We start from the raw sequence: 23886 nt of genomic DNA, 5'->3' as shown, positions 1-23886 counted from the left end.
CCATCGCGCACCCCTCGCTCACGGAGCGGAAACAAGACGCCGCATGCCTCCCTCACTACGAGCGAAACCATGCCTGACCAGCAGAGATCAAGCGATCATGTTCGGTTGAGATACGGCTTCTAAGAGGGCGATATACGAGTTGACAGGTGATTTGTCGTCACCTGAACGTGTGGGACTGCGGCATCCCTGCCGGTCGGAGGGCTCGGGCGTGCTGGGCTGAGGACCGTGAGCGAGCGCAAGCCGTACAAGACCGACCTGTCCGACGTGCAGTGGGCGCTGATCGAGCCGGTGATTGTCGCGTGGAAGGCCGCACACCGTTCGGTCAGCGGCCACCAGGGACGGTACGAGATGCGGGAGATCGTCAACGCGCTCCTCTACCAGGGCCGCACCGGCTGCCAGTGGGACCTGCTTCCGCACGACCTGCCGCCGCGCGGCGCGGTGATGTACTACTTCGCCAAGTGGCGCGACGACGGCACCGACCAGACCATCCACGACCTGCTGCGCTGGCAGGTGCGGGAGAAGGCGCGGCGGAAAGCGGACCCGAGCCTGGTGGTGCTCGACACCCAGAGCGTGCATGCGGCGGCCGGGGTGCCCGCCGAGTCGACGGGGTGTGATGCGGCAAAAAAAGTACCGGGCCGCAAGCGCGGCCTGGCCGTTGACGTGTTGGGCCTGGTGATCGCGGTGGTGGTGCTCGCCGCGTCCGTGCACGACAACGCCGCCGGCATCGCGCTGCTGGACAAGGTCGCCGCCGACACCGACACCGTGCAGAAGGCCCTGGTCGACCAGGGCTTCAAGAACGCCGTCGTCGCGCACGGGGTGCAGGTCGGCATCGAGGTGGAGATCGTCGAGCGCAACCCGGCGCAGACCGGGTTCGTGCCGATCCCCAAGCGGTGGATCGTGGAGCGCGCCTACGGGATCTTGATGCTGCACCGCAGGCTGGTGCGCGACTACGAGCACCTGCCGCGCAGTTCGGAGTCGAGGGTGTACTGGGCGATGACCGCAGTGTTACTGCGCCGGCTGACCGGGGCCACCGCTGCGGCCTGGCGCAGCACATGACCGGCGGGGAGCTGACCCTCGGGGCGGTGCTGGCCCGGCTGGAGGAGCGGGAACGCGAGATCGCCGCGCAGGCCGAGACGACGGGAGAGCAGATCGAGCAGCTGACCGCACGGCTGGACGAGCTCGGCAGGGCCGCTGAGGAGATCCGGATCACCCGCAAGACACTGCTGGAGCTGCCCGATCCGCAGCCACCCGCGCCGCCGGCGCCGAAGCTGCCCGACCATCCGGCCTACCAGCAGATCCTGGCAGTATTCACCGCGGCCGACGCTCCGCTGCGGGCGCGGCAGGTGTGCGAGGCGATGGACATGGAGATCGCGTCCAACACCATCAACAACACCCGCCTGAAGCTCAAGCGGCTGACCGAGCGCGGAATCCTGGTCGAGACCGAGCAGGGCTTGTTCACCCAGCCGCGGCCGTAGCCGCCCGGCGACGCTGCGGCCGGCCCGCCTGCCCCTCCCGAAAGGGTGAAACAGGCATCAACTCACGTAACCCCCTCAGGACTGCAACTGGGCGAAGAGCGTCGCCAGGTCGATGAGGCCCCAGTGGTCGGTGAGCTTCCCGTCGGCCACCTTGAACATGCGGACCTCCAGCACCTTGATCGATCGGCCGGTGGCGGGAGTGCCGTTGAAGGGCCCGGTGTTCGTGCCGGTGAGGATAAAGGTGATCGCGAACCAGTCGTCCTCGGCGATGACACGGACCGGCGTGGCGGCGAAGTCGGGGACCGCGTCGAGGAACGACGCAAGCACCGCGCGGGCCTCATCGAGGCCGGTGGTGGTGCCGTCGGCGGCGTGGTTGCGGAAGTCCGGCGCGTACAGGGCGAACAGGGCGTCGAGGTCGCGCAGGTTGACGCGCCTGACGTACTCATCGGCAAGCCGGTGCAAGTCGGCGGCGGACGTTCGGGTCTCGACGTTCGAGGAAGACATGTGCTTCTCCAATGTGGATGGACGGAGCGGCTCCGCCCCGGTGACGGACAGGGGAATCGGGTCGAACAGGCGGGTTGGACGAGCAGGGTCTGGCACGTTTCCGACTTGCGCGAGTGCGACCACCCCTTCCGAGCCCGGGACCCGCCGGTCACGAGCGTCATCACGGGGAGGGCGACCACTCATTAACTTACGATCGTAATGTTATCGGAGCGACCGAGAGGCCGCAAGCAAGTTCCGAGGCGAGTGGGATCGTGTGGCGGCCTACCGGTCGAGCGCCGGGGCACGCCGTCAGCCGTGAACGTCACGGCGGAGAACGGGGCGCAGCGTGTGCGGCAGAAAGCGCCGCGTCAGTGATGACGAACACTTGACGATCAACCGGAAGACCATCACTGCTCTCGCTGACCGTCTCCCGGCCCAGACCGCCGCGCCCGACCTTCCCGAGCACCCGGACTACCCCCGCATCCTCGCCGTCTTCAACGAGGTCACCGGCCCCCTCCGGGCCCGTGATGTCTGCGAAGCCCTCGACCACGAACCGCTGCCGAAGAACATCGATGGCACCCGCGCCAAGCTGAAACGCCTCGTCAGGCTCGACGTCCTCACCGAGGCCGACGCCGGCAGCTTCACCAGAAAGCAGTAGCCGACCAAGCCCCCGCGACCAGCGGCCCTGCCCCAACCTCACCTGGAAACGGACAACACCTCACGAACCGCCCTCTAAGAAACACCGCCTACGGATCTTCTCCCCCGCCGCCCAACCGCTCACCACCAGCCGCCGCAGCTGGCTCCGTTTCACCACGCGATGACCCTGGACCCACGAGTTCACCCGGGCAATCGACCGGCTCAATGCCTTGCCGAGCCCCTGATGACCAGCCACACCGACCACCCCAACGACCCGCACCACCACACCGGAGCAGTGGAACCCGGCGCCCACCCGACGCGACACTCGGGCTGTCGGTCGGCCTGCCCACCCTCAGCCACCGAAAGCGAAACGGTCCGCCGACTCCATCGGCGGACCGTCAAGAATGATCGCGGCTAAGAGGTTGTCTCACGTGGCAGGTTTCCCGAGCTTCTTGTAGCAGGTCAGGGCGGCGGCCATGGCCAGTCCTCGGCTCTGCCAGTCGTTGCGGACCGCGTACGGGATCTTGAGACCACGAGCAGGCCATGGCAGGCTCATGCCGCATGATCGACGAATTCGCGAAAGACAACCTGCACGGGAGACTGCGGCGGGACCGCAAGGCGCTGCTCTGGAAACTCGACGGCTTGTCCGAATACGACGCCCGCCGACCTTTGACAGCGACCGGGACCAACCTCCTCGGCCTGGTCAAACACGTGGCCACCGTCGAGGCCAGGTACTTCGGCGAGGTCTTCGACCGCCCTTCCCCGGAACCGCTGTCCCGATGGCAGGACTCCGACGGCAGCGATCAGTGGGCGGCCGAGGACGAGACCCGCGATCAGATCATCGGGTTCTACCGGCGCACGTGGGAACACTCGGACGCGACGATCAACGAGCTTCCCCTCGACGCCCCCGGCCACGTGCCGTGGTGGCCGGAGCCTTATGCCGACACGAACCTGTTCGCCGTCATGGTCCATGTCCTCGGCGAGACCATCCGGCATACCGGGCACGCCGATATCCTGCGCGAGAGCCTCGACGGCCGGACCGGGTTGCGCGCCGAACACGAGCAGCAGATCGACAAGGAAGCCCGTGCAGCCTACTGCGCGAAGATCGAGCAGGCTGCCAGGTCGGCCGCACCAATCAAGGCTTTGTCGGGTAGCCGGGTCACGTTGCCGTGACCCGGCTACCCGACTAGCTTGATCTTTAACGTCCGACGTCGAATGGTTCGTCGAACTTGATCACCCGGTTCGGTAACTGCCATACACGGAGGCGGCCTTCGGCTGAACATGTGCTCCGACCAAGGAACACACACATTCAGCACGAAGGCCGTGAGGATGAGTCTGCTGCAGCACGACGCCCGGCGAGAGCCGTTGGCGCAACTGTCATGCTTCCGGGGCGAGTTCTACGCCTGCCTGACCGCTCGTTCGGACGCGTTGTTCGAGCTGGCTGATGCTGTTCTGTGCGGCGACGGGCCGGTGAGGTCGCTGGCCGAGCTGTCACTGGTGGGTGAGCACCGCCGCGGCCATGGAGGGCTCTATGCCGCGGTGGCCCGTGGACGCATCGATGCCGGCCGACTGCGGCGGGCACTGGCCGAAGTACCACTGCCGCGGGCTGCCGACGGGCGGCTGGTCCTAGCCATCGACGTCACCTGCTGGCTGCGGCCCGACGCCCACACCTCACCGCAGCGGATCCTGTGCCACACGTATGGCAGAGGCAAGGATCAGCACATCCCCGTCCCCGGCTGGCCCTACTCGATCATCTGCGCACTCGAACCCGGCCGCAGCTCATGGACCGCACCCCTGGACGCACTGCGTCTGACGCCTGGGGACGACACCGCCACCGTCACCGCCCGGCAACTGCGCGATCTGCTTCAGCGACTGATCGCAGCGGGGCAGTGGCAGACGGGCGCCCCCGACATCCTCATCGTCGCGGACGCCGGATACGACGCACCCCGCCTCGGCTTCCTCCTCAAAGACCTGCCGGTCCAGGTGCTGGCCCGGATGCGATCCGACCGCGTCCTGCGCAGAGCTGTCCCGCCCCGACTGCCACACACCCAGGGCCGCCCGGCCCGGCACGGCGGCGAGTTCGTCTTCGGGCAGCCCGACACCTGGGGCACCCCGGACACCGAAACGGTCACCGACACACGCCTCTACGGAACCGCCAGGGCCCGGTCCTGGAACCGGCTGCACCCCAAGCTGACCCACCGCTCCTCCTGGGCAGCCGCCGACGGCACCCTCCCGATCGTCGAGGGGACGGTGATCCGCCTGGACATCGACCACCTGCCCAGCGGAGCAACACCGAAGCCGGTCTGGTTGTGGTGGTCAGACACCGATGCCACCCCGGCGGACGCCGACCGTCTCTGGCAGGCATACCTGCGACGCCTCGACATCGAGCACACCTTCCGCCTGTTCAAGCAGACCCTGGGCTGGACCTCACCGAAGATCCGCACCCCCGAGGCAGCCGACCGATGGACCTGGCTGATCCTCGCTGCCTACACCCAACTTCGGCTCGCCCGCCCACTCGCAGCCGACCGGCGTCGCCCTTGGGAGAAACCCAGTTCCCCGGACAGGCTGACCCCCGCCCGAGTCCGCCGCGACTTCCGGCACATCCGCCCACAAGCGGTCTGCCCAGCCCAAGCACCGAAACCTTCTCGTCCGGGCCCCGGACGGCCGCCGGGCCAAAAGAACACCCGGCCCACTCCCCGCCACGACGTGCACACACCCCGCAGGACACAACCTGCGAAACAGCGGACGAAGAAGTCAACTACCCCACGACCACGCCGCACTGGTTAAAGATCAAGCTAGGGTCGACGTTCCTCGCGTGGTCCTGAAGTCACCTGGGCGCCCCGGAACCTGACGTTGAAGTCACGGTTCCGCCAATGACGTGCGAGCAGACGGCCAATGGCACGCAGCGGCATCGGGCAAAGGAAGCAGAGGGGTTTACCGAGGGGCGCACGGTGTACATAGTGAGTCCTGCGTGCGCCCTGGGCAGGCGCATGCGGAGGGGAATGCCATGGTGCGCTACGTTCACCATCAATTGGCGACGATCGTTGAAGCGGGGGTCGCCATGGCCTTCGCCGCGCCTGTGGTCTTCGGCGTGCGCGGGCTGCCGCGGGCCGAAAGCGACAAGGTCCTTTCTCTTTTGGGCATATTAGGGATCAGCACGCTCTTCGGCCTGCTGGCGATTTCGGTCCGGTCGCACTGGCTGGGCGGCGAGAAGCGCTATCTCGAGAGCGTAGTCCCCCTGACCGACCCCAAGGCGACACTCCCCGCTCCGCGTGAGTCCATGCGCCGCAGCTTCGACGGATCCTTCGTTGTCTTCGTCGCGCTGTCATCCCTGGTTTTCGGCCTACTCTATGATCCCTGGGCCATCGGTTGGGCGGTCGTATTCATACCGGAGCGAATCGTCAAGGGCGTGTACATGTCCTCCTGGGAGCGACGCCACGGCGTACTCGTGTGGTGCGGCAAGGTCGAGGAACAACCCCTGGGAAAGGGCCAGTTCCTGTATTCCTCGGCGCGAAACACGACGCCAGGATGAGTTCGCTCTGCGCGGCGTGGCGTCTCATGCCTGCCTGAACCGCCGCTGACCTGCAGAGCCGACGGGCGAGACCGCCATGAGGCGGCGCGCCGCACGACATCAACATCAGCACGGCCACCACGACGCCCGAGGCAGCCCCGGTTGTGGAACCCGGGCAACCAAGGACGATCTTCCGCAACCCCACCGGTCGGATCAAGGTCGGGCAATACGAATACGCCACATTCCGGGAGAGGCCCGACAGGATCCTTGACCTGGAGTGCCAGCAAGGCGACCTGGACTCGGCATCTGCTCTACGGCCGGTAGCGGATCTCCAGCATTACGCACCCTCCGGCTGTCCGGTACGGGCCATGTTCCATGCCTGGAGACCGGGCTGCGAAGTCTCCGGCGTAGAAGGTCTGATCCAGGGACAGGTCGTGCAGGTCTCCTTCGAGCAGATAGGCCTCCTCGACCCACTCATGCCGGATCACTCCGGAGGGCGAGGTGTCGAGGCCGGGCTCCCAGCGCACGAGCCGGGTCAGCACCTCCGGATCCGCCTCGTCCCTGCTCAGAATCCTCTCGGCGGTCCCCGGCTGCGGCCCGGTGCACCACTGCATGGCGTCCGGTGAAAAGAATTCCCGCTCGTTCTTCATCAGTGACTTTCTGCGAACAGTGCGGACGCGGAGCAGCACTCACCGAACGCTGCCGAGGCTCCCGAAGACACGAGTAACCCAGTGATCCATCCGCGTCCCGAAATCCGACGCCGAGGTGATCCCCGAGGCGGGCAGGCAACCGGCGTCGTCAAGGTCAGCCACGAAGTCCACGTCCGCCCAGCCACCACGGAACAGCACAACCGACAGCACGGCTTCCCCAGGACCGGATATGACCACGCCAACGGAGTCCGGATCATGAACCCGAGCCCTGTCGGTCTCCAGTGGCTGAGGCCAAGGCGCCGACGCATCCCTCCACGTCGTAACACCGACTTCAAGGCCCGCCGACGTCCAGCCTGCGGTCCGCTCAGACAGAACGACAGCCACTTCGCCAAGATCAACAACTCTGTCCATGAGGAGATCATCCCGCATCGGCCATCCCCAGTGGTCCAGGCCTCCGAAGCCCCGACGGCCAGACGGCAGTTGCCTCGTTTCTCCTCCTCACCAGCATCCCCGTGATCGGCGGCCCAAGGTCGTTCTCAGAACGTGTCGACAACCGTTCCTGTTCGCGACCTACACGGCCAGATGTCACACATCGAGTCGCCGGCTCGTCCTCAAGGGGAACGGCATCCCATCCCGGAGTACCCAGCAACACTGTTCCCCACAGAAACGGAAAAATTGTGTTCACCGCATACGTCACGGTCACCATCCTCGGCGCAGTCTTCAACGGTGCCGCCGCCGTCACCTACCTGATCGGCCACGAATACCCCAAGACCCAGGCGGATATGAAGGGCATACCCCGGAAGTGGGTCCCGGTACTGGGCACGCTGCTGGCAGCGGGAACGGTGGGGCTGCTGGCCGGGCTCGCCGTACCGCTCCTGGGAACCCTCGCCGCCTCCGGCCTCCTGCTGTACTTCATCGGCGCCATCATCGCCCACCTGCGGGTGGGCTCACGCAACATCGTTGGCGGGATCGTGTTCCTCTCCACCGCGGCGGCCATCCTGGCTCTGGGCCTGATCGACCACGGCCCCTGGTAACCCACGGAGCCCAGAAGCTCCCTGGTCATCGTCGACCGGCGCGGACACGCCGGTCGATGACCTGCTCACGGGTCAGATCCTCGATGACCAGCCGTGCCTGCTCGACAACACCGGCCTTCAGCTTCGGCCGGGGCGACGCCGCCAGACGCGATACAGGCCTCGCCCCCGAGCACTCAGAGCGCGAACGGCCCGCCGCTTCGGAGCGCCCGGTTTTCCCGGAGGGCATGGCTGGGAGCGCTGGCAGCACCCGAGGCTGCACGTTTCCTGGAGGAGCCCGACGCCGGGCTACGAGGCCCTCCCCGCTTCACCGCCGACCTCCGGCGGCTCAACTCCGAGCTGCGTCGCCTCTTCTGCCACATCGTCACCGAGTCGTTCCTCCTGGACCAGCGCACCGGCCGCCCCTTCCGGAAAGGCCTGCGCGTCAAGCGAGTCCGATGCGCGCCTATCGGCGCCTTCGAGCTCGCCTGCGCACCTGACGGACGCGCGACGTGCCAGTACGGCCCCGAACCGTTCCACAGGGCCGGTACGTCGTGCGGCGGCACATCGTCACCCACCGTGTCCTCACCGGCCCCCGCCCCCGACCCCGGGACCGGAAATGGAAGGGACTCCCGGCTTCAGTTCTCCAGGTCGTCGCAACTGGTCTGAGGGATGTCGCGATGACCAAGCCCCGTCGGAGGGCGGCTTCCCGCAGGGCCAACAAACTCGTTCGAAGCCACCTGTGACTCGGCCGAGGTCGCTTCGCCGACTCCCGTCGCCCCCTGCGTTCAGCGCCGGGTTCAGCGAGTCGAACGCTGGATCAGCTCGTACTGGGCGGAGGTGGACTCTCCGGTGATCAGTCCGTAGGTGCCGACGGACCAGAACTGTCCGGTGCGGCCGGTGGGAGCGAGGGCCTCGATGTCGTACGCCTGGGTTTGGCCGCCGGGGACGGCGTCACCCTCTACGGAGGTCCAGATGCCGTGGCGCAGGCGCCAGTAGAGGGCGGTGCCCTCGTAGCCGTAGCGATCGCCCGAGACCCAGACGGTGCCCTTGCCGTCGCCGGTGATGGCACCGGCCCACAGCCCGTCGACCGGCCCGGTGACGTCGCGCCATGTGCGGCCGTTCCAGTGCAGGACCTTGGTCTGCTGCTGTTCGTCTTCGACGTACGGAGTGAGAGCGGTGACCCAGACGCTGCGGGCTGACTCCTGGTACACGGCCGTGATCCCAAGATTGCTGCCGGCCGGCGCGGTCTCGGTCCACGAACGGCCGTCCCAGTGCAGGAGCACGGATCGGCCCGGCTGTCCGGCGTACGCGAACTGCCCGACCGCCCAGGCATCTTGGGCGGTCCGCGCTTCGATGGCGCTGATGCGGACGCCACTTGGGAGAGGTGTGCTCTGCCAGACGCCGTGGGCGTAGGAGTTGATCGCGGTGTCGCTCACCAGCCAGGCCTTGCCCGGGACGGCCGCGAGCTTCGCGAAGCCGTAGCCCTTCTCCTCAGGCAGTGGCGTCTGCGTCCACCGCTTGCCGTCGTAATGACCCAGGGTCTCGCCCTCCTGGTCCCAGCCGTACGCCCAGACGTCGTGCGCGGACACCCCGTCCACGGCATGCCACACTCCGGTATCCGGCACGGCGGGGGTGGACTGCTGCTGCCAGGTTCTGCCGTTCCAGCGCAGGATGACGCCCTGGCCGACGCCGTCGACGTACTGGGTTCCCACCGCCCAGGCGGCGTCCGGACCGACCGACGCGATGTCGAAGAGCGCGGAGTTGTCCGTGAGCGTCCCCGCCAGAGAGGTATGCCAGGCCGGGGCCTGGCCCCGGGCCCACGCGGCGGGAGCCGCACCGTCCGCCACTGAGACTGCGGCTGGGGCGATGGTCACGGTGGCTGCCGCGAGCGCCGCGACGATCGCGACCTTGAGGTACATGCCTGTCTTCATCACTGCTCCCCGTTGTCTACGAGGGGTGCTGCGCGGGTCCTGCACGTTCGCCCCCCGTAACTGTTTGCTCACTCATGAGACCGTTCGCCCCGCATGATGGTTGTGCCGGCAGCAGCTCAGAGCCCGGACGACGGTCAACTCCCCTTCAGCGAAACCCTGGCTGGACGGGGAGACCCGCTGTGGCCGAAGCCGAACACGGTGACGTGCGGAGGGCGGTCGCCTTTCGGTGGCTCGTTGCGGGGCTCGCTTTCGCAGCGGCGTCCGACAGGGTCGGCGGGTTGTCGGGAGGGGTGTCGTGGTCGTCGCGGCCTCGGGATTCTCCGACGGTACGCGTCGAATCGGTGACAGGTCCGGCCCCCGCACGGCGGTGGGCGTCGCCGTGCGGGAGGGAGAGCTCTCCCCTCGCCGGCTGGGACGTTGCGTTCAGCGGCCCCGGCATGTTGCCCTCGATCGGCCCCAGTTGGTGAAGGTTCTGTGGCTTCCCGACGTCCTGAGGTGGCCCCAAGAATTGGCTTGCGCCGGGACAGTCGCGGCGTGGTCAGCTCCGTGTGGTGGAGAACGGCATGGCGTCAGCCCATTCCCAGAAGGCGCCGGCCTCGTCGACTTCCCGTTGCAGCAGGGTGGACAAGGGGCTCATGTCGGCGCCGGGAGGTACGTCGATGGCGACGAAGTGGTCCCTGTACTTCGTGTCGGGCAGCACCGCCGACGGCTACACCGCGCACCTGCGGTACGACGGGGTCGCGCACGACTTCACCTCAGCCGTAACGCGGACGGCTACTACAGCTTGCCGGACGGTAACGGCAGCACACGGCTCGCCGGTTGCAACTACCGGACCTGCAGCTGACGCCACACGCCTGCGGCCACCGGTGAACCCCGGCCGCCGAACCGCGCATGTCTCTCCGCTGAGAGGCATGCGCGGTGTGCGCTTGTGCCGCTTTCCCGTTCCAGCTGTTCGCTCTCGTCTTTGCCCCCGGTCTCCGGCAGCCGTGGCCCGCGGTCGTAGATCGCGACCTCCCCGCACGGGTGTGCCCGCGCCTTTCGGTGTCGGAGGGATACACGGCTGGCCTGCCCGCACTGCACCGTGTACGCCGCCGACCACCGCTACGGCGCCGCACGCGACGTCCCGTGTCCGGGGTTTCGCCGACCACGGAGGTGTCCGGTTTCTCGGTGGCTGCGCGGTGGGGGCCTGGGACTACCATCCCCGATATGGCGTTACTTGAGCGGGAGCAGTGGCTTGATGCGCTGCGACACTGCCCAGCAGGGCGGGTGGTCCTGGTGTCCGGTGAGGCGGGTATCGGCAAGACCGCTCTTGTCAGGGCGTTCTGCGACGGCCTGACCCGGCTGGTTCTGTGGGGTTCGTGCGACGCTCTGCGGACGCCGCAGCCACTCGGTCCGCTCCACGACATCGCACGGCAGGCGACAGGTGAACTGGCCGCCGCGATGGCTGCGGAGAGCCCGCGTCACGCGATGTTCACCGCGTTCCTGGATCAGTTGACGGTACGGGAAGCAGTCGCCGTGGTGGAGGACGCGCACTGGGCCGACGAAGCGACACTCGACCTGCTCATGTTCACCGCCCGTCGGATCTCTACCACTCGTGGCCTGCTCGTCATCACCTATCGGGACGACGAGGTCGGATCGGATCACTCGCTGCGCGCTGTGCTCGGAGCGCTCGCCACCGACAGGAGTGTGCTGCGTATTCGGCTGTCGCCTCTCTCGGCCGCGGCAGTCGCGACACTGGTCGGGCCGGACGGTCCGGATGCCGCGGAACTGCACGCCCGGGCCGGCGGCAACCCCTTCTTCGTGACTGAGGTCCTGGCCGATCCCGACCGCAGGGTTCCCGAGACGGTACGCGACGCGGTGCTGGCCCGGGCGGCCGGTCTCCGCCCCGCGGAGCGTGACGCACTCAACTCCGTGGCCGTCTTCCCCGGTTATGCTCCCGCGCCATTGGTTCAGGCGCCCAGGACGGACGTTGACGGCTGCGTGGATGCGGGAATGCTGATTCGCGACGGCACGCGGATCCTGTTCCGCCACGAGCTGGCCAGACTGGCCATCGAGGAGAGCATCACGTCTGCGCGTAAGACCGAGCTGCATGAGCGTGCACTGGCGGATCTGACGCGGTGGGGCAGCGATCCGGCCCGGCTCGTCTATCACGCGGAGGAGGCAGGCGACGCGGCGGCCGTACTCGTACACGCCGGTGCAGCGGCGAGGCGGGCATCTGCCGTCGGCGCTCACCGACAGGCGGCCGATCACTATGCCCAGGCGCTGCGGTTCGCCGACGGGATCAGCCCGCGCCGACATGCGGAACTGCTTGAACGCCACGGCGAGGCGTGCGCGCACGCCGGACGGAGTGCCGCGGCCGTGCTCTCCTCCCGTCGGGCGATCGAGTGCTGGCGGGAGGAAGGCGACCAGGAGCGCGAGGCCGCTCTGATGGCGTACTGCTCCTACTACTTGTGGAACCAGGGCCGGAACGCCGAGGCGCATGCCATGGTGCGGCAGGCACTCGCCCTTGCCGAGCGGCTGCCGGAGGGCCCCGGGCTGGTCGCCGCGTACACCTGGTCGGCGTATCTTCTGATGCTTGCCCGGGACATCCCCGGGGCGGTGCGGACCGGAAGTCACGCCGCCGTGCTCGCCGAGCGGTTCGGTGAACAGACCCTGCTCGCCCGGGCGCTCAACGCGGTCGGCTCCGCACAGTGGTCCGTCGAGCCGGACCTGGCCGAGCAGACCATGCTCCGAAGTCTTCAGGCGGCCCACGCGGCCAATGACGACGGTGCCGTCGGAAGCGCGATGGTCAACCTCGGATCCGCGGCAGGCGAGGTCCGTCGCTATGACCTCGCGGAACACTGGCTGCGCGAGGCCATGAAGTGGTGCTCCGACCGGGACCTGGACGACGTACGCAGTTACGCCACAGCGTGGCTGGCACGGTGCCTGTTCGAGCGCGGGGAGTGGTCAGCGGCAGAAGCGATGGTGGAGCAGGTGGGAGCCACCGAGTGCACGCCGAGCCGGATCGTCGCGCTCACCGTGCTGGGGCGCCTGCGGACCCGGCAGGGAGAGCCGGATGCGGCGGACATCCTCGACGAGGCGTCGTCACTGGCCGAACAGACCGGAGACCTGCAACGCCTGTGGCCGGTCGCCGCCGGACGCGCCGAACTCGCGTGTCTGAGCGGACAGCAGCCCGACAGCGGCCTGTCCGAGAGTTACGAGACGGCGGTACGGCTCGGCATCGGCTGGGCGATCGGTGAACTCGGGCAGTGGCTGCAACCGGAGCCCGGGGTGGTCCACTTGGCCGCCGCCCCGCCGTATCGGATGAACCCCGTGGAGGCCGCCCGGGCCTGGGACGAGCTCGGTTGCCCGTACGAGTCGGCCATGGCGCTCGCGCAGAGCCCGGATCACCTGCGTGAGGCCCTGCGCGGGTTCGAGGGCCTCGGGGCGCGGCCTGCCGCGGACCAAGTGGCCCGGCGGATGCGCGACCTGGGAATCCGGACCCCACGGCGTTCCACTCTGGCCCATCCCAACGGGCTCACGGCACGCGAAGCCGATGTCCTCACCCTGCTCAGGTTCGGGCTGCGGAACTCCGAGATCGCCGACCGGCTCCGCATCGCGGAGAAGACGGCCGGGCATCACGTCTCCTCCATCCTGGCCAAGCTCGGCGTGCGTAGCCGCCAGGAGGCCGCCAGACATGGGGAGATCGCGGAGCGAACATAGGGAACGGCTCCCGATGTCCCAAGGCCGCTCCCGGGCGGACAGTGGCTGTCGGAAAGGAGCGTGCAACATGCCGCGATATCTCGTGCAACGGACCTTCACCGAGGGTCTGCACATCCCGATGGACGACGAGGGCGCCAAGGCGTGCAAGAGCGTCGTCGAGGGCAACGCCGCATCGGCGGTCACCTGGGTGCAATCGTACGTGAGCCGGGACAAGAGCGTGACCTACTGCGTGTACGACGGGCCGTCACCGGAAGCCGTACGCCAGGCCGCGCAGACCACAGGTCTGCCCGTCGACCGGATCACCGAAGTCAGCGTCCTGGACCCGTACTTCTATCACTGACCCTTGCCCAGCCGTCGACGCCGGCGACCCCAACCGCGGTACCTGCAGCCGTCGGCGCGCGACGACACGGGGCGAAGGTCTGGCTCCCTTCACCAGCGAAAAAGGAGGAAATTCGGAGGTCGCCAAAGAGTCCGGTGTCAACACACCGTGTCCCTACGGCAGTAGGTCCGCAGGACCCAGCCCGTGTTCGGCGGGTACAGCGACTCCGTGACTCCGGCAGAGCGCGAAGAGCCGAAACAGTGTCCGGTCCGCTGAGCAGAACAAGAATCGCGAAGGCGCGTCCGGCGGGACACGATGTCCACACGCAGGGCGTGCTCGTCGATACCCAACAGCTTTGTCAAGACAGGCTGTTCAAATTTTCCGACCGAAAAGAACCGGAGATCAGAACAATGAGAATGAGAAACAGGATGGTCGCTTCGGCAGGGGCGTTACTGGCGGCCGCCAGCATGGTCACCATGACGGCCGGAGCCAGTGCCGCCGCGCCGGCCGCGGGATCCGCGGCGGACCACTCCGCCCGTGTCACCGCCCTCACACCGGCCAGCGCTTTTCACACACTGAAGAACGTGGCCTTCGGCCAGTGCATCGACGCACCGGGCGGGCAGCTCAACGTCCGGCTTCAGCTGGCCGACTGCAGCGATTCCCCCACCCAGAAATGGGCGTTCATACCGGTGCCCGGCGCAGCGAAAACCTACTCCCTCGTGAATCAGGCAAGCGGGTTCTGCGTCGAGGTCAACAACGGCACCAGCACCCCGGGCGAGGCAGTCGATCAATACACCTGCAACACCTCGGGGTCGGAATACTGGATCAAAAACAACGTGGACGTCGGTGAGTTGACCTACCAGAAGTTCGAACACGCGGGCACTGGCCTGTGCCTCGACACGGTCGGCGCCGCCGGCAGCCAGCTCATGCAGTGGGGCTGCAGTGACGCTCATCCCCCGACGGCCCAGATGTGGATCCTGAGCTCCTGAGTCTCCGCCAACCCGCCTGACCAAGAAGCGAGTTGGCGGGGAGCCACGGACAACCTGTGCGCCCGGAACCTCACGCGCCGACTGGATCTGTCCGGCTCGTCTCGGCCTCCGGTTCCCGTTCCCGCCGAGGCCGCTGGGAATGCGTCCCCCGGCTCAACAGCCCGCCAATCGCTTCCCTGCCACATTCCGCGCGCTCGATGGGCAGGCCACGTCCCGCTACCGGCCCTTGCGGAAATGCCGTCACTGCGCGGTCCCGGAACAAACGAAGAGGAGACATCGGCATGAGAAGACCCACCGCCCGGAAGGCTGCTACCGGGATCACGGCGATGGCCGCGGCGTCCGTCTCGGTCCTGGCTTTCACCTCACCGGCGAGCGCGGGCGCCGCGACCGTCCAGCCTCGGGCTGTGACCTACTACCAGTACAAGAACTACTACACCGGCAAGTGCCTGGACGTCGGAGGTCAGGTCAACGGCTCTGTGGTCCAGCAGTACACCTGCAACGGAACCGTCAACCAGCAGTGGACGCTCCGGGCGACCGACAGTGGCTACTTCCAGATGGTCGTCGCAAGCAGCGGCAGGTGCATGGAGGTCGTGAACTCAAACCAGGCCACCAACGCCGTCGTCGAGATCGCCGACTGCAACGGCGGCTACAACCAGCAGTGGACCACGCAGACGAGCACCCACGCCGGCTGGCCGCGGCTGGTCACCCGGCACAGCGGCAAATGCCTGCAGCCCCTCAACGAGAGCACGGGCGACCGCACCCAGGAAGTGCAGTACACCTGCTACACCGCCTGGTCGCAGGAGTGGAACCAGTCCTGACCTCGGCGAGAACGAACCACTCCGGAGGTCTGGGCTGCCCGGACCTCCGGAGTCGGCCGGACGACAAGATTCCCTCCCCGCCCGTGATTCCGTGAAAGCCCAGGCAGGAGCACACTGTGGCGGTGAACCCGAGCAGTCAAGCCTCAGAACCGCCGCCCCTGCCTCCAAAGCCGGTTCTGCCCGACATGGCTGCAGCGCGCAGTCACGGGCCGGCCGCCGCCGTCGAAGCCCGATGGCTGTCTCTACAACTCAGCTGGCAGTGGGCACGCGATGTCCACGAGATCCGCTCGCCAGGACACCCCTATCCGGGCATCGTTGCGCTGCTGGAGGCCGCTGCCGCGACACCACGGCTACGGCGGCTGTATCCGTTCACCAGTCACTTCACCCTGCTCTTCAGCAGCCGCACCAACTACCCCTGGACCGTGCAGGCCGGATCCATCGAACCTCTGCGCAGCGGATCGTTCACAGTCCGCCGCCGTGATCCCCTCGCCGTAGTCGGTGAAGTCGAAACTGCCACAGAAGCGGTGAATCTGGCAGTGAAACTCCTACCAGCCGACTTCGAGCCGGTCGTCACCACCTCCGCCGACAAGCACACGTGACGGCACACGGCCACACCGACCGAGGCCAGACCACTCACATACACAAACCAAGAACATTCATCAAAACGCGGCCCGAGCCGATTACGCGCCCGCTCACACGGCCCCTCGACGCCGAGGAACAGTAGCGGTCGGTTCACGATCTCCCCGGTCTTGCTCAAATCGGCTGCGCTACGGAACCGCAGCTGCACGGGATTCGAACAGCCTTGGCCTGATGACACCGGGCAAACCTCAGGCCTAAGGTATGCCAGTGATCTTCAAGAGGAAGCGGGAGTCTTCGGGCCTCGCCGCCGTCGTGTCCGAGCTGGAGGAGGCGGTCGCCGCTCGCGACGGCGACCGTACCGGGCAGGCCTTCACCGCCATGATGAAGCGTGTGCAGTCGGCGTCGGACACCGAACGCGTTCCGGCAGGACCCCGGTTGGCGGCGCTGCTTCCCGCCTTTCCGCCCACCGGCCCGCGGCCGATGCTGGCGATGGCGGCGGGTTTCTGCGTCGAGCACGGGGCCGATCCGGCAGACTGCGCCGAGCCGATCCTCGCCGGCGTCCACCAGGACCTGCTCGACGCCCTGGAGTTCGCCCGCCGCTGGACAGCCACCGGTGCGGCCGAGGACGAGCTGCCTGAGCCGGACGAGAAGAACATCGACGACGCACTGCTGGCCCGCCTCGGCGTCGACAGGCACGAGGCCACGCGACTGGCGCTGGCCTGGTGCTCGGTCGAGGAGTGGCAGCCGCCCGCGCTGGCCGTACTGTGCCGCAGCGCCGAGGTACGCCGACAGCACGCATCCGCGATCCTCCCCGCCTGCCGCGACGTGGCGGCCCTGGAGCGGCACGACCTGAAATGCCTGGCCTACGCGCTGGCGGTCCTGGACGACGAGGCTCTCATCGTGCTTCACAGGCCCACCGGGACCGGGTTCGAGGTGCGCATCGGCGGCATCGGGGACAACTTTCAGCTGCACACGCTGCTCGCTCACGTCCTCGTCGGCGGCGGCCACGTGCCCGGCTCCATGCCCTCCGCGGAGAGCGTCCGCCTGGCCACAGACCCCGAGCCCGCCCAGGGACGCACCCAGACCGTCGCGACCGGGACCTTCGAACTCCTCACCCCGGACGGCGAACGGATCTGGAACGAAGGGCTGCCCGACGACATCCCCATGGTTGAGGGACGTCGCCTCCTCGTACTCGACGAGCCGACATACCAACGCAGTTGGAACGCCGACCGCTTCTTCCCGCACCTTCCGGGCACGGCCGAGGTGACCCGCGTCCTTACCGCGGACGAGTCACGGACCTGGTTCGCCCGCACGTCACCCTCCGACGGGACCCACCGGCCTTCCTGACGCCAGAGATCAGGCCGGCAGTGCTTCGGGCGGACACCTGGTGGGGCCTGAAGCCGGAGCTCGGAGCTGGTCCCCTGTATCGAACGAGGATCGCGTGGCTTGGTCAGTGACAACCGACTCCATCGGTAGGTCTGCTCCGACTCCGCCTGGCGTTGTCGAAGCCAAGGCCTGAAGGTGCGGAGTGACTCCACCCCGGGTGCCCATTTCGCACTAGTCGGCCAGATCGCGCGCTTCGTAGCTGAGGAGACCGGCAGGCAGAAGGGCGGGGACCAAGGCGTTCAGGTACCAGGCGATGTCAGTGAGCCTGGGTGCTCCCGGCAGGCTTCGCCGGTAGATCGTCGGGAGGAAGCAGCACTGCGAACGGTCCGGGAGGAACAGCAGCTGGCCACCGGTTCCCGCTCCCGGGTGGTAAACACAGATCGCGACCTCGAATGCACGATTCTCCGGAGCGTCCAGTCGGGACAGGATCTCATCGGCCTGGTCGACGGATGTCGCCTGCCAGTCGAACATGCCGTCGTCGTTCACCATGTAGGAGAGCCCGAGCGGCTCCTCCAGGGACCACCCCGCTTCCGTCAACGCGCTCACCACGGCGCTCGCGGTGACGGCGCGCTCAAACACAAGGTCCACGTCTGCGGTCCTGGACACGTCCGGCTCCTGGTGTGAGGTCTGATCGGAAGCCAGCGCATCTTCGCCGTCCGAATCACCGGCTGTCGACCATGTTTCCCCGTACCGGCCAGACCACCGATCTCACAACAGTGCCTATACCGAAAACCTCGCCGGGCCCGGAAGGTCTGCTGCGCTTGGCGCGTTCAGCATCCACCGGCCTTCCACTCCCTGGGCGAGCACTGAAGCTCCGGCCAGGACCTCGACCGCATCCTGCTGGTCGGCGCTCGTCGCCAGGACCTTGCCCTGGCCCGCGACTTCGGCCTCGAACTCGAACTCGAACTCGACTGACTCACCGGCGCAGCCTGGCACTACATCATCAGTGACTACTTCTGGGAACCCGTCGCCCCGCCCGCCCCGACCCGGGGCAGCCGTCTTCCCGCAGGAAACCGCCGCGAACACCCTGGCCGAAACCCTCGGCGCGCTCGCCCGCCGCCAGCACGAACACCGCGAGGTCGCCGCAGCCTGCCTCAGCGCCGCCGGCGACACGGGTCTGATCCCCGCCGAACGGCACGAGACGGCCGCGTACTACCGGGCGAAGGCAGAGCGCGACCTCGACCGCCTCGAACTGTCATCCGTTCCGCGCGCTCGGCCCGGTCGATTCTGGAGCTGCCCATCGAGCACCAGGAACGCGGCTCACGATGAGAGCGGCACGAGAAATAGCATTGGCCTCTCATCGTGGAGCAGGCGACCATGACTCCGTGAAATTGTTGAGGATCGTCTCGGGCGACGCGACCAACCCCCAGGCGAAGGGCCCGAAGGTCATCGCCCATGTCTGTAATGACCTCGGCGGATGGGGCAAGGGATTCGTCCTGGCGATCTCACGTCACTGGCCCGAACCGGAGCGCGAGTACCGCCGCTGGCACCGCGAACGCGCAGGCAACGACTTCGCCCTCGGAGCAGTACAGATGGTCCGCGTGCGATCCGACATCTGGGTCGCGAACATGGTCGCGCAGCGCGGGATGAAAGTGGGAAGCGGCGGTCCGCCCATCCGATACGACGCCGTCGAACGCTGCCTGCACGCCGTCGCTGAGCACGCCCTCGCCAACAAGGCCTCCGTTCACATGCCCCGGATCGGCTGCGGCCTCGCCGGCGGCAAGTGGGAACGCATCGAGCCGCTCATCAGCACAAACCTGAGTGCCCGCGACATCGCCGCCACCGTCTACGGCTACACCTGAGACCGATTCTCTGCCTGATCTCAGGGCCGCAGGTTCATTGTCAACCTGCGCGTCCAACCTCGAGCGTGGGCCACGTCCTCCAGCCCGCAGAACGCGAACGGCCCGCCGCTTCGGGGGAAAACGGCGGGCCGGACTGACCGTAGCGGTGCCACACCCGTCGGCGCGGGGCACGCCGTAACAGTGAGATCGCACCGGCTGCGCATCCGAAGGGAGCATCAGTTTTGAACTGGCCTCCAACACTTCGACGCCGATGAGGAGCTGCCCGGCCGATCATGTGACGAACGAGCCCGTGTCCGGGTCGTTCATGTGGGCGCTGGGCGAGGAGATGAGCTGTCCCCTCGTATCTGCCGAGTTCAACCGCTGCACCGTGTCGGGATGCCGCAGACGGCTCAGCGGACCGGGAGCCAGCAACTTCTCCGTCTCCGGTTCAGACCAGTCCGCAGCGATCGAGTGCAGCACGAACCTGGTTGAGCCCCTCCCCTCGCCAGTGGCCCCGGTCAGGCATCTGGTCGTCTCGGCGCCACCGCCAGGCCGAGAACATCGCCCAGTTCAGGGCGCGGCACCGGTGAATCAGGCCATCGTCAGCCCCCGCATAGTGTTTTCCTACTTCTTCGGGCGCGTGGGCGAGGTCGAACTCGATCGGCCCGCGGCAACATGTGGCGAGGTCTACGAAAAGCGGCCCTCTCCTTGTGTTCAGGAGATTGCCCGGATGAGGCTCGCCGTGCAGCAACTGGTCGTCGTCTCTGTCACTGCTGATCGCGGCGCTCAGTCCACTGAGTGTGCCGCTGAGGAGTTCCCGGTCGGAATCGGGCAGTTCGGGCGACTGCTCCCGGTCGTTCACCTCTCTCAGTGCCACGGCGACTCGATCGGTGAAATGCGGTGCATCCAGGTCGATCTGGCGCAGGGCGGCATGGTGCCGCAGGAACACGTCTGCGTAGTCGGCCGGCGGGATCTCTGATCCCACCGGTTCGTAGTAGGTCCAGAGCGAGATGGCGAAAGCATCACGTAGATGGACTCGGGGCTCGACCCGAGGGTCGAGTTCAGCCACCGGAGCGTCGACGTCGGTAAGACGGCGAGCAACCTCTACTTCGAACTCGGAATCAGCCAGGTGCCCCGAAGGTGCGACCCGAGCCAGCACATCGCAGGGGACCAGTCGCAGCGCGACACGGTCCGAGTTGTGGATGACGATCGCATCGTCGACCTGAAGGCCCAGCTGCGAAGCGGTCGCCCGTCCCGCCACAACTGCGCGGCGGAGATCCAATGGCTCCATGCTGTTCTCCCTCATTCTTGAGTACACACGCGCGTCCGGGGACAACGGCGACGCCACCAGTGTCTTCGTGAATATCGTTCAGCGGCCATACCCGGACCCGGCGACAAGCATCGCAAAAAGAGACCTGCACAGGCCCTGGCCTCGATCATTCTTGATGGTCCGCCGGTGCGTATCGGTAAGTGGACTGTCACCGAACGGACTTGTCGACGGCCCGACGAGCAGTTGGGGCAGCGGGTCAGCGCTGTAGATTTGCACGTCATGCTCTGTGTTCGGGTCCTGGGGCCGATCGGTGCCGACATCGACGGTGCGCCTGTCCACCTCGGGAGTCCTCGGCAGCGTGCGCTCCTCGGCCTGCTGCTGACGAGCCGTGGCGGCGTTGTACCGGTCGGATCGGCGAGGCCGTGCCGAGGGCCCAGTCGTTCGTCCGGGATCATCTGCTGCGGGAGGAGGGCCGGCGGCTGCTCGCCCTCGCGCTGTGGGCCTCCGGACGGCAGGCGGAGGCGCTGGCCGAGCTGCGCCGGGCGGCCTCGCTCATCACCGACGAACTGGGGCTGCGCCCCGGGGACGCCCTGACCGAGTTGGAGACGGCGCTCCGGACCGGGCGAACGGAGGTGCTGCATGCCGCCGTACCGGAACCCGGGCCGTCGGCCCTCGCCCCGGCGACGGACGACCTGTTCGTGGGGCGCGCCGACGATCTGCGGGCGGCCGAACTGGCCGAGCGGCGCTACGCCCACGACACAGCGGTGGAGCTCCTCAACCAGGCCATCGAGTGCTTCGCGTTGATACCTTCCGCGTGGGAGGAGCGCCCCGGGCAACTGGTCCTTCTGCTGGGGCGGTTACTGCGGGCACAGATCCGGGCCGGGGCGATCGTATCCGCGCGCTTCACCCTTCAACGCGCCATCGAGACGGCAGAGTTGGTCGGATCCGGTGACCTCGTTGACGCGGCGGACGGGGCGTGGAGCGGCCCGGCACACTCGCTCAGTGGCCCGCACGGCCTGGTCACTCCGGCCGCCGTCGACACGTTCGTCGACCGGCTGACCGCGCGGACCTGGCCCCCGCCGTCCCCGCCCGGCCGGCGTCGGCGTCCACGGACGGCGCGGAGGCGACCCGTCCTTGCCGGGCACAGCGGGTCGCCACGGGCCCTCGTCCCGCGCCGCACTCCACCGCCCGGCTACCTGTTCGGCATCGCCCTGGCGGTCCGCTCGGAACTGGCCCTCCGGCCCGGCGGCCGGACTGCCGCGCGGGCATTGATCCCGCTGTTGAGCCCCGCACATGACCAGCTCGTCAGCGCCGCCAGCACCTCCTTCGCCTGCCGACCCGTCACCCATTTCCTCGGCGGCCTCCACCGGCTCCTCGGTGAAGAAACCGAGGCGCGCGGGCAGTTCGCCCACGCCGAGGCCGTCGCACGGCAGTACGGCTCGGAGCACCTGGCTGCCGCCGCACGTGATGCGGCCGTCGGCCGCTGAAGACCGGAGCCACGCGGGCGCCCCGATTTCTGCCTCGAAGACTCCGAGTCTGTGCCCCAAAGGCCTCGTTCGGCGTACGGGCCCGGACAGGGCCGGAACACCGCCTAGGTTTCTGCGCATGACCATTCTCGACCCGTCCCTCACCGACACGATGGACGCGTACCGAACCTGCGAATTCGTGACCCTGGGGCGTGACGGCACCCCGCTGACGTGGCCGACCGCCGCCCGCCGTCGCGAGGACGGCACCATCCTGGTGACCACGTCACCGGCCTTCGCGCAGAAAGCCCTCAACGTGCGCCGGGACGGCCGGGTGGCACTTCTGTTCTCCGACCCGACGGGCAGCGGGCTGGCCGACGCCACCCAGCTGTTCGTCACCGGTACGGCGGTCTGCCCGGACGACATCATGACGGGCCCCGAGGGCGCGGAGGACTACTGGACCACACTGTTCGAGCGGCAGCCCGACAGCCGCAAGTACGTTGTCCCACCCGGCCGTTGGCTCATGGGCTGGTACTACCTGCGACTGCACATCACGGTGACCCCGACACGGATGACCACCCGGCCCCCGCTGCTCCCGCTCGCAGCCACCGCCCCGGCCCCGGCCGGGCCGCGGCCACTGGGCGCCGGTCTGCTCGCCCGCTTCCCCAGCGCGGTGCTGGGCGCCCGCGACGCCTCCGGCGCGCCCGTACTGGTGCGTACGCGGACCGAGCCGACCGAAGACGGCTTCGCCGTCGAACCGGACCCGGACCACGAGATGGTGCCGGGTCCGGCCAGTCTCCTGGTGCACCGCCACGACGGCCGCCTCGCGAACCTGCACAACGCGCTCGTGCGGGGCGAGCTCCGCAGTGACGGTGCCCGCTGGTGGGTGGTCCCGGAGAAGGTGATCGAGCCGACGGGCGCGGGCCGGGCGGCCGACATGTTCCGTACGTTGCGCAACGCCCGCAGGGCAACCGACGGCTATCTGGAACGGCGCGGTCTGTCCCGCCCGGCGGTGCGGTGGGACGGGTTCAGGGCACTCGCACAAGAGGCGGCGGCACGGCCGGCGAACGGATAGCGGCAGCGGCAGCCAGATGTTCCGAGCCCACCGCCGGGCGACGGCCTCGGCATACGCGAACTGCCCGCGCGCCTCGGACCGTCACCGAGCAGCCGGTACACCTCGCCCGGCGAGTGGGCGAGCGACCAGGTGTCGAACACCGTCGTGGGCGCCGCCCAGTTGGTCGCGCAGCGGAAGCAGCAGCGGGACGAGCCCGGCGGCAGCGCGGCGGTCGCCGGGCAGAGCGTCCAGCCGGGCCTGGGAACAGAGCCGTACGCCGTGGGAACGGTCACGCAGCCGGACGGGGCGAAGGAGACGGCACAGGCCCGGTCCCGAACACCTCGCTGGGCCAGTACGACGGCCAGGCCCTCACCGACGAGCGGTCCCAGCGCGTCGTGGAGAAGCCGGTCGTACGGTTCGGCCTCGTCGGCCCGTCCCTGGTTGAGCCGGATGGACGATGCCGATGGTGCGGTCGGCTTGGGGTATCCGTGTCGCGTCGGCGGCGGGGCCGATGACGAAGGAGGCGAAGTACCGTCCGGCCGCGTCCTTGATGACGGTGACGGTGACGGAGGTGAGGGTGGGGGTGGGGACAGGGTGCGGGACCGCTTCACCTTCACCGCGCCGATCTTCGGCAGGATCAGACGGCCGCTGCCGGTCATGCTCCAGCGGGCGCTAGAGATGAACCGGGTCGACTGCCGCTTGGTCGGGTAGCCGGAGCGCATTGCTGCGCCCCGGCCCCCTAGGAACCGGACGTGCGATCTTTCACCGCATCCGGCTCGGGCAGGTCTCTGCCCGCAGGTCGGGTGGTCTTCTTCCGGTCGCCGGC

The 23886-nt window shown here is 68.0% G+C and carries 25 protein-coding genes; 17 read left to right on the top strand and 8 right to left on the bottom strand.

The annotated features are described in order from the left end of the window. Positions 1 to 225 precede the first annotated feature (225 nt). Both G3I71_RS43135 and G3I71_RS43130 read left to right on the top strand, forming a co-directional pair. Complete coding sequence (locus tag G3I71_RS43135) at positions 226 to 1056, top strand: IS5 family transposase (protein ID WP_164324025.1); 831 nt, start codon at positions 226 to 228, stop codon at positions 1054 to 1056. Continuing rightward, a complete protein-coding gene (locus G3I71_RS43130) occupies positions 1053 to 1475 on the top strand; it encodes a hypothetical protein (RefSeq protein WP_164324023.1) in 423 nt (140 codons plus the stop codon). The genes G3I71_RS43135 and G3I71_RS43130 overlap by 4 nt, the downstream gene beginning before the upstream one ends. A gap of 75 nt (positions 1476 to 1550) precedes the next feature. Here the strand turns inward: G3I71_RS43130 and G3I71_RS43125 are convergent, their stop codons facing one another. Further along, positions 1551 to 1979: an ester cyclase gene (locus tag G3I71_RS43125; RefSeq protein ID WP_164324021.1), complete on the bottom strand. Its 429-nt coding sequence runs from the start codon at positions 1977 to 1979 to the stop codon at positions 1551 to 1553. Between the two features lie 364 nt (positions 1980 to 2343). On the opposite strand from G3I71_RS43125, the gene G3I71_RS43120 reads away from it, so the two are divergent. Next, positions 2344 to 2616: a hypothetical protein gene (locus tag G3I71_RS43120; protein ID WP_239149708.1), complete on the top strand. Its 273-nt coding sequence runs from the start codon at positions 2344 to 2346 to the stop codon at positions 2614 to 2616. Positions 2617 to 3021: 405 nt separating this feature from the next. On the opposite strand, the gene G3I71_RS52465 is transcribed toward G3I71_RS43120, so the two are convergent. Then, positions 3022 to 3150, bottom strand: coding sequence for a hypothetical protein (locus G3I71_RS52465; RefSeq protein WP_275409393.1), 129 nt, complete (start codon positions 3148 to 3150; stop codon positions 3022 to 3024). A 5-nt stretch (positions 3151 to 3155) separates the two neighbouring features. Between G3I71_RS52465 and G3I71_RS43115 the strand changes: the two genes are divergently transcribed. From G3I71_RS43115 to G3I71_RS43105, 3 genes are all read left to right on the top strand, one after another. Beyond that, positions 3156 to 3767 (top strand): DinB family protein, encoded by a 612-nt coding sequence (locus G3I71_RS43115; protein WP_164324019.1) that lies wholly within the window; start codon positions 3156 to 3158, stop codon positions 3765 to 3767. A 156-nt stretch (positions 3768 to 3923) separates the two neighbouring features. Next, positions 3924 to 5381, top strand: coding sequence for an NF041680 family putative transposase (locus tag G3I71_RS43110; RefSeq protein ID WP_164324017.1), 1458 nt, complete (start codon positions 3924 to 3926; stop codon positions 5379 to 5381). 220 nt (positions 5382 to 5601) lie between these two features. Further along, complete coding sequence (locus G3I71_RS43105) at positions 5602 to 6126, top strand: hypothetical protein (RefSeq protein WP_164324015.1); 525 nt, start codon at positions 5602 to 5604, stop codon at positions 6124 to 6126. A 290-nt stretch (positions 6127 to 6416) separates the two neighbouring features. Here the strand turns inward: G3I71_RS43105 and G3I71_RS43100 are convergent, their stop codons facing one another. Continuing rightward, on the bottom strand, positions 6417 to 6755 hold the full coding sequence (locus G3I71_RS43100) for a cupin domain-containing protein (protein ID WP_164324013.1): 339 nt from the start codon (positions 6753 to 6755) through the stop codon (positions 6417 to 6419). Between the two features lie 39 nt (positions 6756 to 6794). Then, positions 6795 to 7184 carry a hypothetical protein gene (locus G3I71_RS43095; protein ID WP_239149707.1) on the bottom strand — a complete coding sequence of 130 codons (390 nt, stop codon included), beginning with the start codon at positions 7182 to 7184 and terminating at the stop codon, positions 6795 to 6797. Positions 7185 to 7432: 248 nt separating this feature from the next. On the opposite strand from G3I71_RS43095, the gene G3I71_RS43090 reads away from it, so the two are divergent. Beyond that, a complete protein-coding gene (locus G3I71_RS43090; protein ID WP_164324011.1) occupies positions 7433 to 7789 on the top strand; it encodes a DoxX family protein in 357 nt (118 codons plus the stop codon). Positions 7790 to 8565: 776 nt separating this feature from the next. Here the strand turns inward: G3I71_RS43090 and G3I71_RS43085 are convergent. Together G3I71_RS43085 and G3I71_RS43080 are read right to left on the bottom strand one after the other, a co-directional pair. Beyond that, positions 8566 to 9699, bottom strand: a complete 1134-nt coding sequence (locus G3I71_RS43085) for a hypothetical protein (protein WP_164324009.1) — start codon at positions 9697 to 9699, stop codon at positions 8566 to 8568. Between the two features lie 538 nt (positions 9700 to 10237). After that, complete coding sequence (locus tag G3I71_RS43080) at positions 10238 to 10399, bottom strand: hypothetical protein (protein ID WP_164324007.1); 162 nt, start codon at positions 10397 to 10399, stop codon at positions 10238 to 10240. A 506-nt stretch (positions 10400 to 10905) separates the two neighbouring features. Here G3I71_RS43080 and G3I71_RS43075 point away from each other — a divergent pair. The 6 genes from G3I71_RS43075 (at position 10906) to G3I71_RS43050 (ending at position 17453) form a co-directional block, all read left to right on the top strand. After that, positions 10906 to 13401 carry an AAA family ATPase gene (locus G3I71_RS43075; RefSeq protein WP_164324005.1) on the top strand — a complete coding sequence of 832 codons (2496 nt, stop codon included), beginning with the start codon at positions 10906 to 10908 and terminating at the stop codon, positions 13399 to 13401. 67 nt (positions 13402 to 13468) lie between these two features. Further along, entirely contained in the window at positions 13469 to 13741 is a 273-nt protein-coding gene (locus G3I71_RS43070) for a DUF4242 domain-containing protein (RefSeq protein WP_164324003.1), read from the top strand. Between the two features lie 311 nt (positions 13742 to 14052). Beyond that, positions 14053 to 14709: an RICIN domain-containing protein gene (locus G3I71_RS43065; protein WP_164324001.1), complete on the top strand. Its 657-nt coding sequence runs from the start codon at positions 14053 to 14055 to the stop codon at positions 14707 to 14709. A 281-nt stretch (positions 14710 to 14990) separates the two neighbouring features. After that, positions 14991 to 15527, top strand: a complete 537-nt coding sequence (locus G3I71_RS43060; RefSeq protein ID WP_164323999.1) for an RICIN domain-containing protein — start codon at positions 14991 to 14993, stop codon at positions 15525 to 15527. Between the two features lie 116 nt (positions 15528 to 15643). After that, positions 15644 to 16126 (top strand): DUF6193 family natural product biosynthesis protein, encoded by a 483-nt coding sequence (locus tag G3I71_RS43055; protein WP_164323997.1) that lies wholly within the window; start codon positions 15644 to 15646, stop codon positions 16124 to 16126. Positions 16127 to 16367: 241 nt separating this feature from the next. Then, the gene (locus G3I71_RS43050) at positions 16368 to 17453 is read left to right on the top strand and encodes a hypothetical protein (RefSeq protein ID WP_164323995.1); all 1086 of its coding nucleotides are present in this window, start codon (positions 16368 to 16370) and stop codon (positions 17451 to 17453) included. A gap of 210 nt (positions 17454 to 17663) precedes the next feature. Here the strand turns inward: G3I71_RS43050 and G3I71_RS43045 are convergent, their stop codons facing one another. Continuing rightward, positions 17664 to 18098 carry a hypothetical protein gene (locus G3I71_RS43045; protein ID WP_164323993.1) on the bottom strand — a complete coding sequence of 145 codons (435 nt, stop codon included), beginning with the start codon at positions 18096 to 18098 and terminating at the stop codon, positions 17664 to 17666. Positions 18099 to 18817: 719 nt separating this feature from the next. Here G3I71_RS43045 and G3I71_RS43040 point away from each other — a divergent pair. Continuing rightward, entirely contained in the window at positions 18818 to 19294 is a 477-nt protein-coding gene (locus tag G3I71_RS43040) for a macro domain-containing protein (protein ID WP_164323991.1), read from the top strand. A 427-nt stretch (positions 19295 to 19721) separates the two neighbouring features. Here G3I71_RS43040 and G3I71_RS43035 read toward each other — a convergent pair whose 3' ends face one another. Then, entirely contained in the window at positions 19722 to 20564 is an 843-nt protein-coding gene (locus G3I71_RS43035; protein ID WP_164323989.1) for a phosphotransferase, read from the bottom strand. A 179-nt stretch (positions 20565 to 20743) separates the two neighbouring features. On the opposite strand from G3I71_RS43035, the gene G3I71_RS43030 reads away from it, so the two are divergent. The 3 genes from G3I71_RS43030 to G3I71_RS43020 all read left to right on the top strand — a co-directional run bounded on the left by G3I71_RS43030 (position 20744) and on the right by G3I71_RS43020 (position 23771). Next, positions 20744 to 22030: a BTAD domain-containing putative transcriptional regulator gene (locus G3I71_RS43030; protein ID WP_164323987.1), complete on the top strand. Its 1287-nt coding sequence runs from the start codon at positions 20744 to 20746 to the stop codon at positions 22028 to 22030. 118 nt (positions 22031 to 22148) lie between these two features. Further along, entirely contained in the window at positions 22149 to 23081 is a 933-nt protein-coding gene (locus G3I71_RS43025) for a pyridoxamine 5'-phosphate oxidase family protein (protein WP_164323986.1), read from the top strand. Positions 23082 to 23210: 129 nt separating this feature from the next. Next, positions 23211 to 23771, top strand: coding sequence for a hypothetical protein (locus G3I71_RS43020; protein WP_164323984.1), 561 nt, complete (start codon positions 23211 to 23213; stop codon positions 23769 to 23771). Positions 23772 to 23886 lie beyond the last annotated feature (115 nt).

Source organism: Streptomyces sp. SID12501, from assembly GCF_010550245.1.
Taxonomy (GTDB): Bacteria; Actinomycetota; Actinomycetes; order Streptomycetales; family Streptomycetaceae; genus Streptomyces.
The sequence above is the reverse complement of the archived record's forward strand: the minus strand, read 5'-3'. Positions and strand labels throughout refer to the sequence as shown.

Coding starts and splice junctions, on each gene's coding strand:
- G3I71_RS43060 (WP_164323999.1), top strand. CDS start 14,991: ATGAGAAGACCCACCGCCCGGAAGGCTGCTACCGGGATCACGGCGATG.
- G3I71_RS43125 (WP_164324021.1), bottom strand. CDS start 1,979: ATGTCTTCCTCGAACGTCGAGACCCGAACGTCCGCCGCCGACTTGCAC.
- G3I71_RS43130 (WP_164324023.1), top strand. CDS start 1,053: ATGACCGGCGGGGAGCTGACCCTCGGGGCGGTGCTGGCCCGGCTGGAG.
- G3I71_RS43115 (WP_164324019.1), top strand. CDS start 3,156: ATGATCGACGAATTCGCGAAAGACAACCTGCACGGGAGACTGCGGCGG.
- G3I71_RS43025 (WP_164323986.1), top strand. CDS start 22,149: ATGACCATTCTCGACCCGTCCCTCACCGACACGATGGACGCGTACCGA.
- G3I71_RS52465 (WP_275409393.1), bottom strand. CDS start 3,150: ATGAGCCTGCCATGGCCTGCTCGTGGTCTCAAGATCCCGTACGCGGTC.
- G3I71_RS43105 (WP_164324015.1), top strand. CDS start 5,602: ATGGTGCGCTACGTTCACCATCAATTGGCGACGATCGTTGAAGCGGGG.
- G3I71_RS43100 (WP_164324013.1), bottom strand. CDS start 6,755: ATGAAGAACGAGCGGGAATTCTTTTCACCGGACGCCATGCAGTGGTGC.
- G3I71_RS43070 (WP_164324003.1), top strand. CDS start 13,469: ATGCCGCGATATCTCGTGCAACGGACCTTCACCGAGGGTCTGCACATC.
- G3I71_RS43035 (WP_164323989.1), bottom strand. CDS start 20,564: ATGGAGCCATTGGATCTCCGCCGCGCAGTTGTGGCGGGACGGGCGACC.
- G3I71_RS43075 (WP_164324005.1), top strand. CDS start 10,906: ATGGCGTTACTTGAGCGGGAGCAGTGGCTTGATGCGCTGCGACACTGC.
- G3I71_RS43085 (WP_164324009.1), bottom strand. CDS start 9,699: ATGAAGACAGGCATGTACCTCAAGGTCGCGATCGTCGCGGCGCTCGCG.
- G3I71_RS43095 (WP_239149707.1), bottom strand. CDS start 7,184: ATGCGGGATGATCTCCTCATGGACAGAGTTGTTGATCTTGGCGAAGTG.
- G3I71_RS43110 (WP_164324017.1), top strand. CDS start 3,924: ATGAGTCTGCTGCAGCACGACGCCCGGCGAGAGCCGTTGGCGCAACTG.
- G3I71_RS43050 (WP_164323995.1), top strand. CDS start 16,368: ATGCCAGTGATCTTCAAGAGGAAGCGGGAGTCTTCGGGCCTCGCCGCC.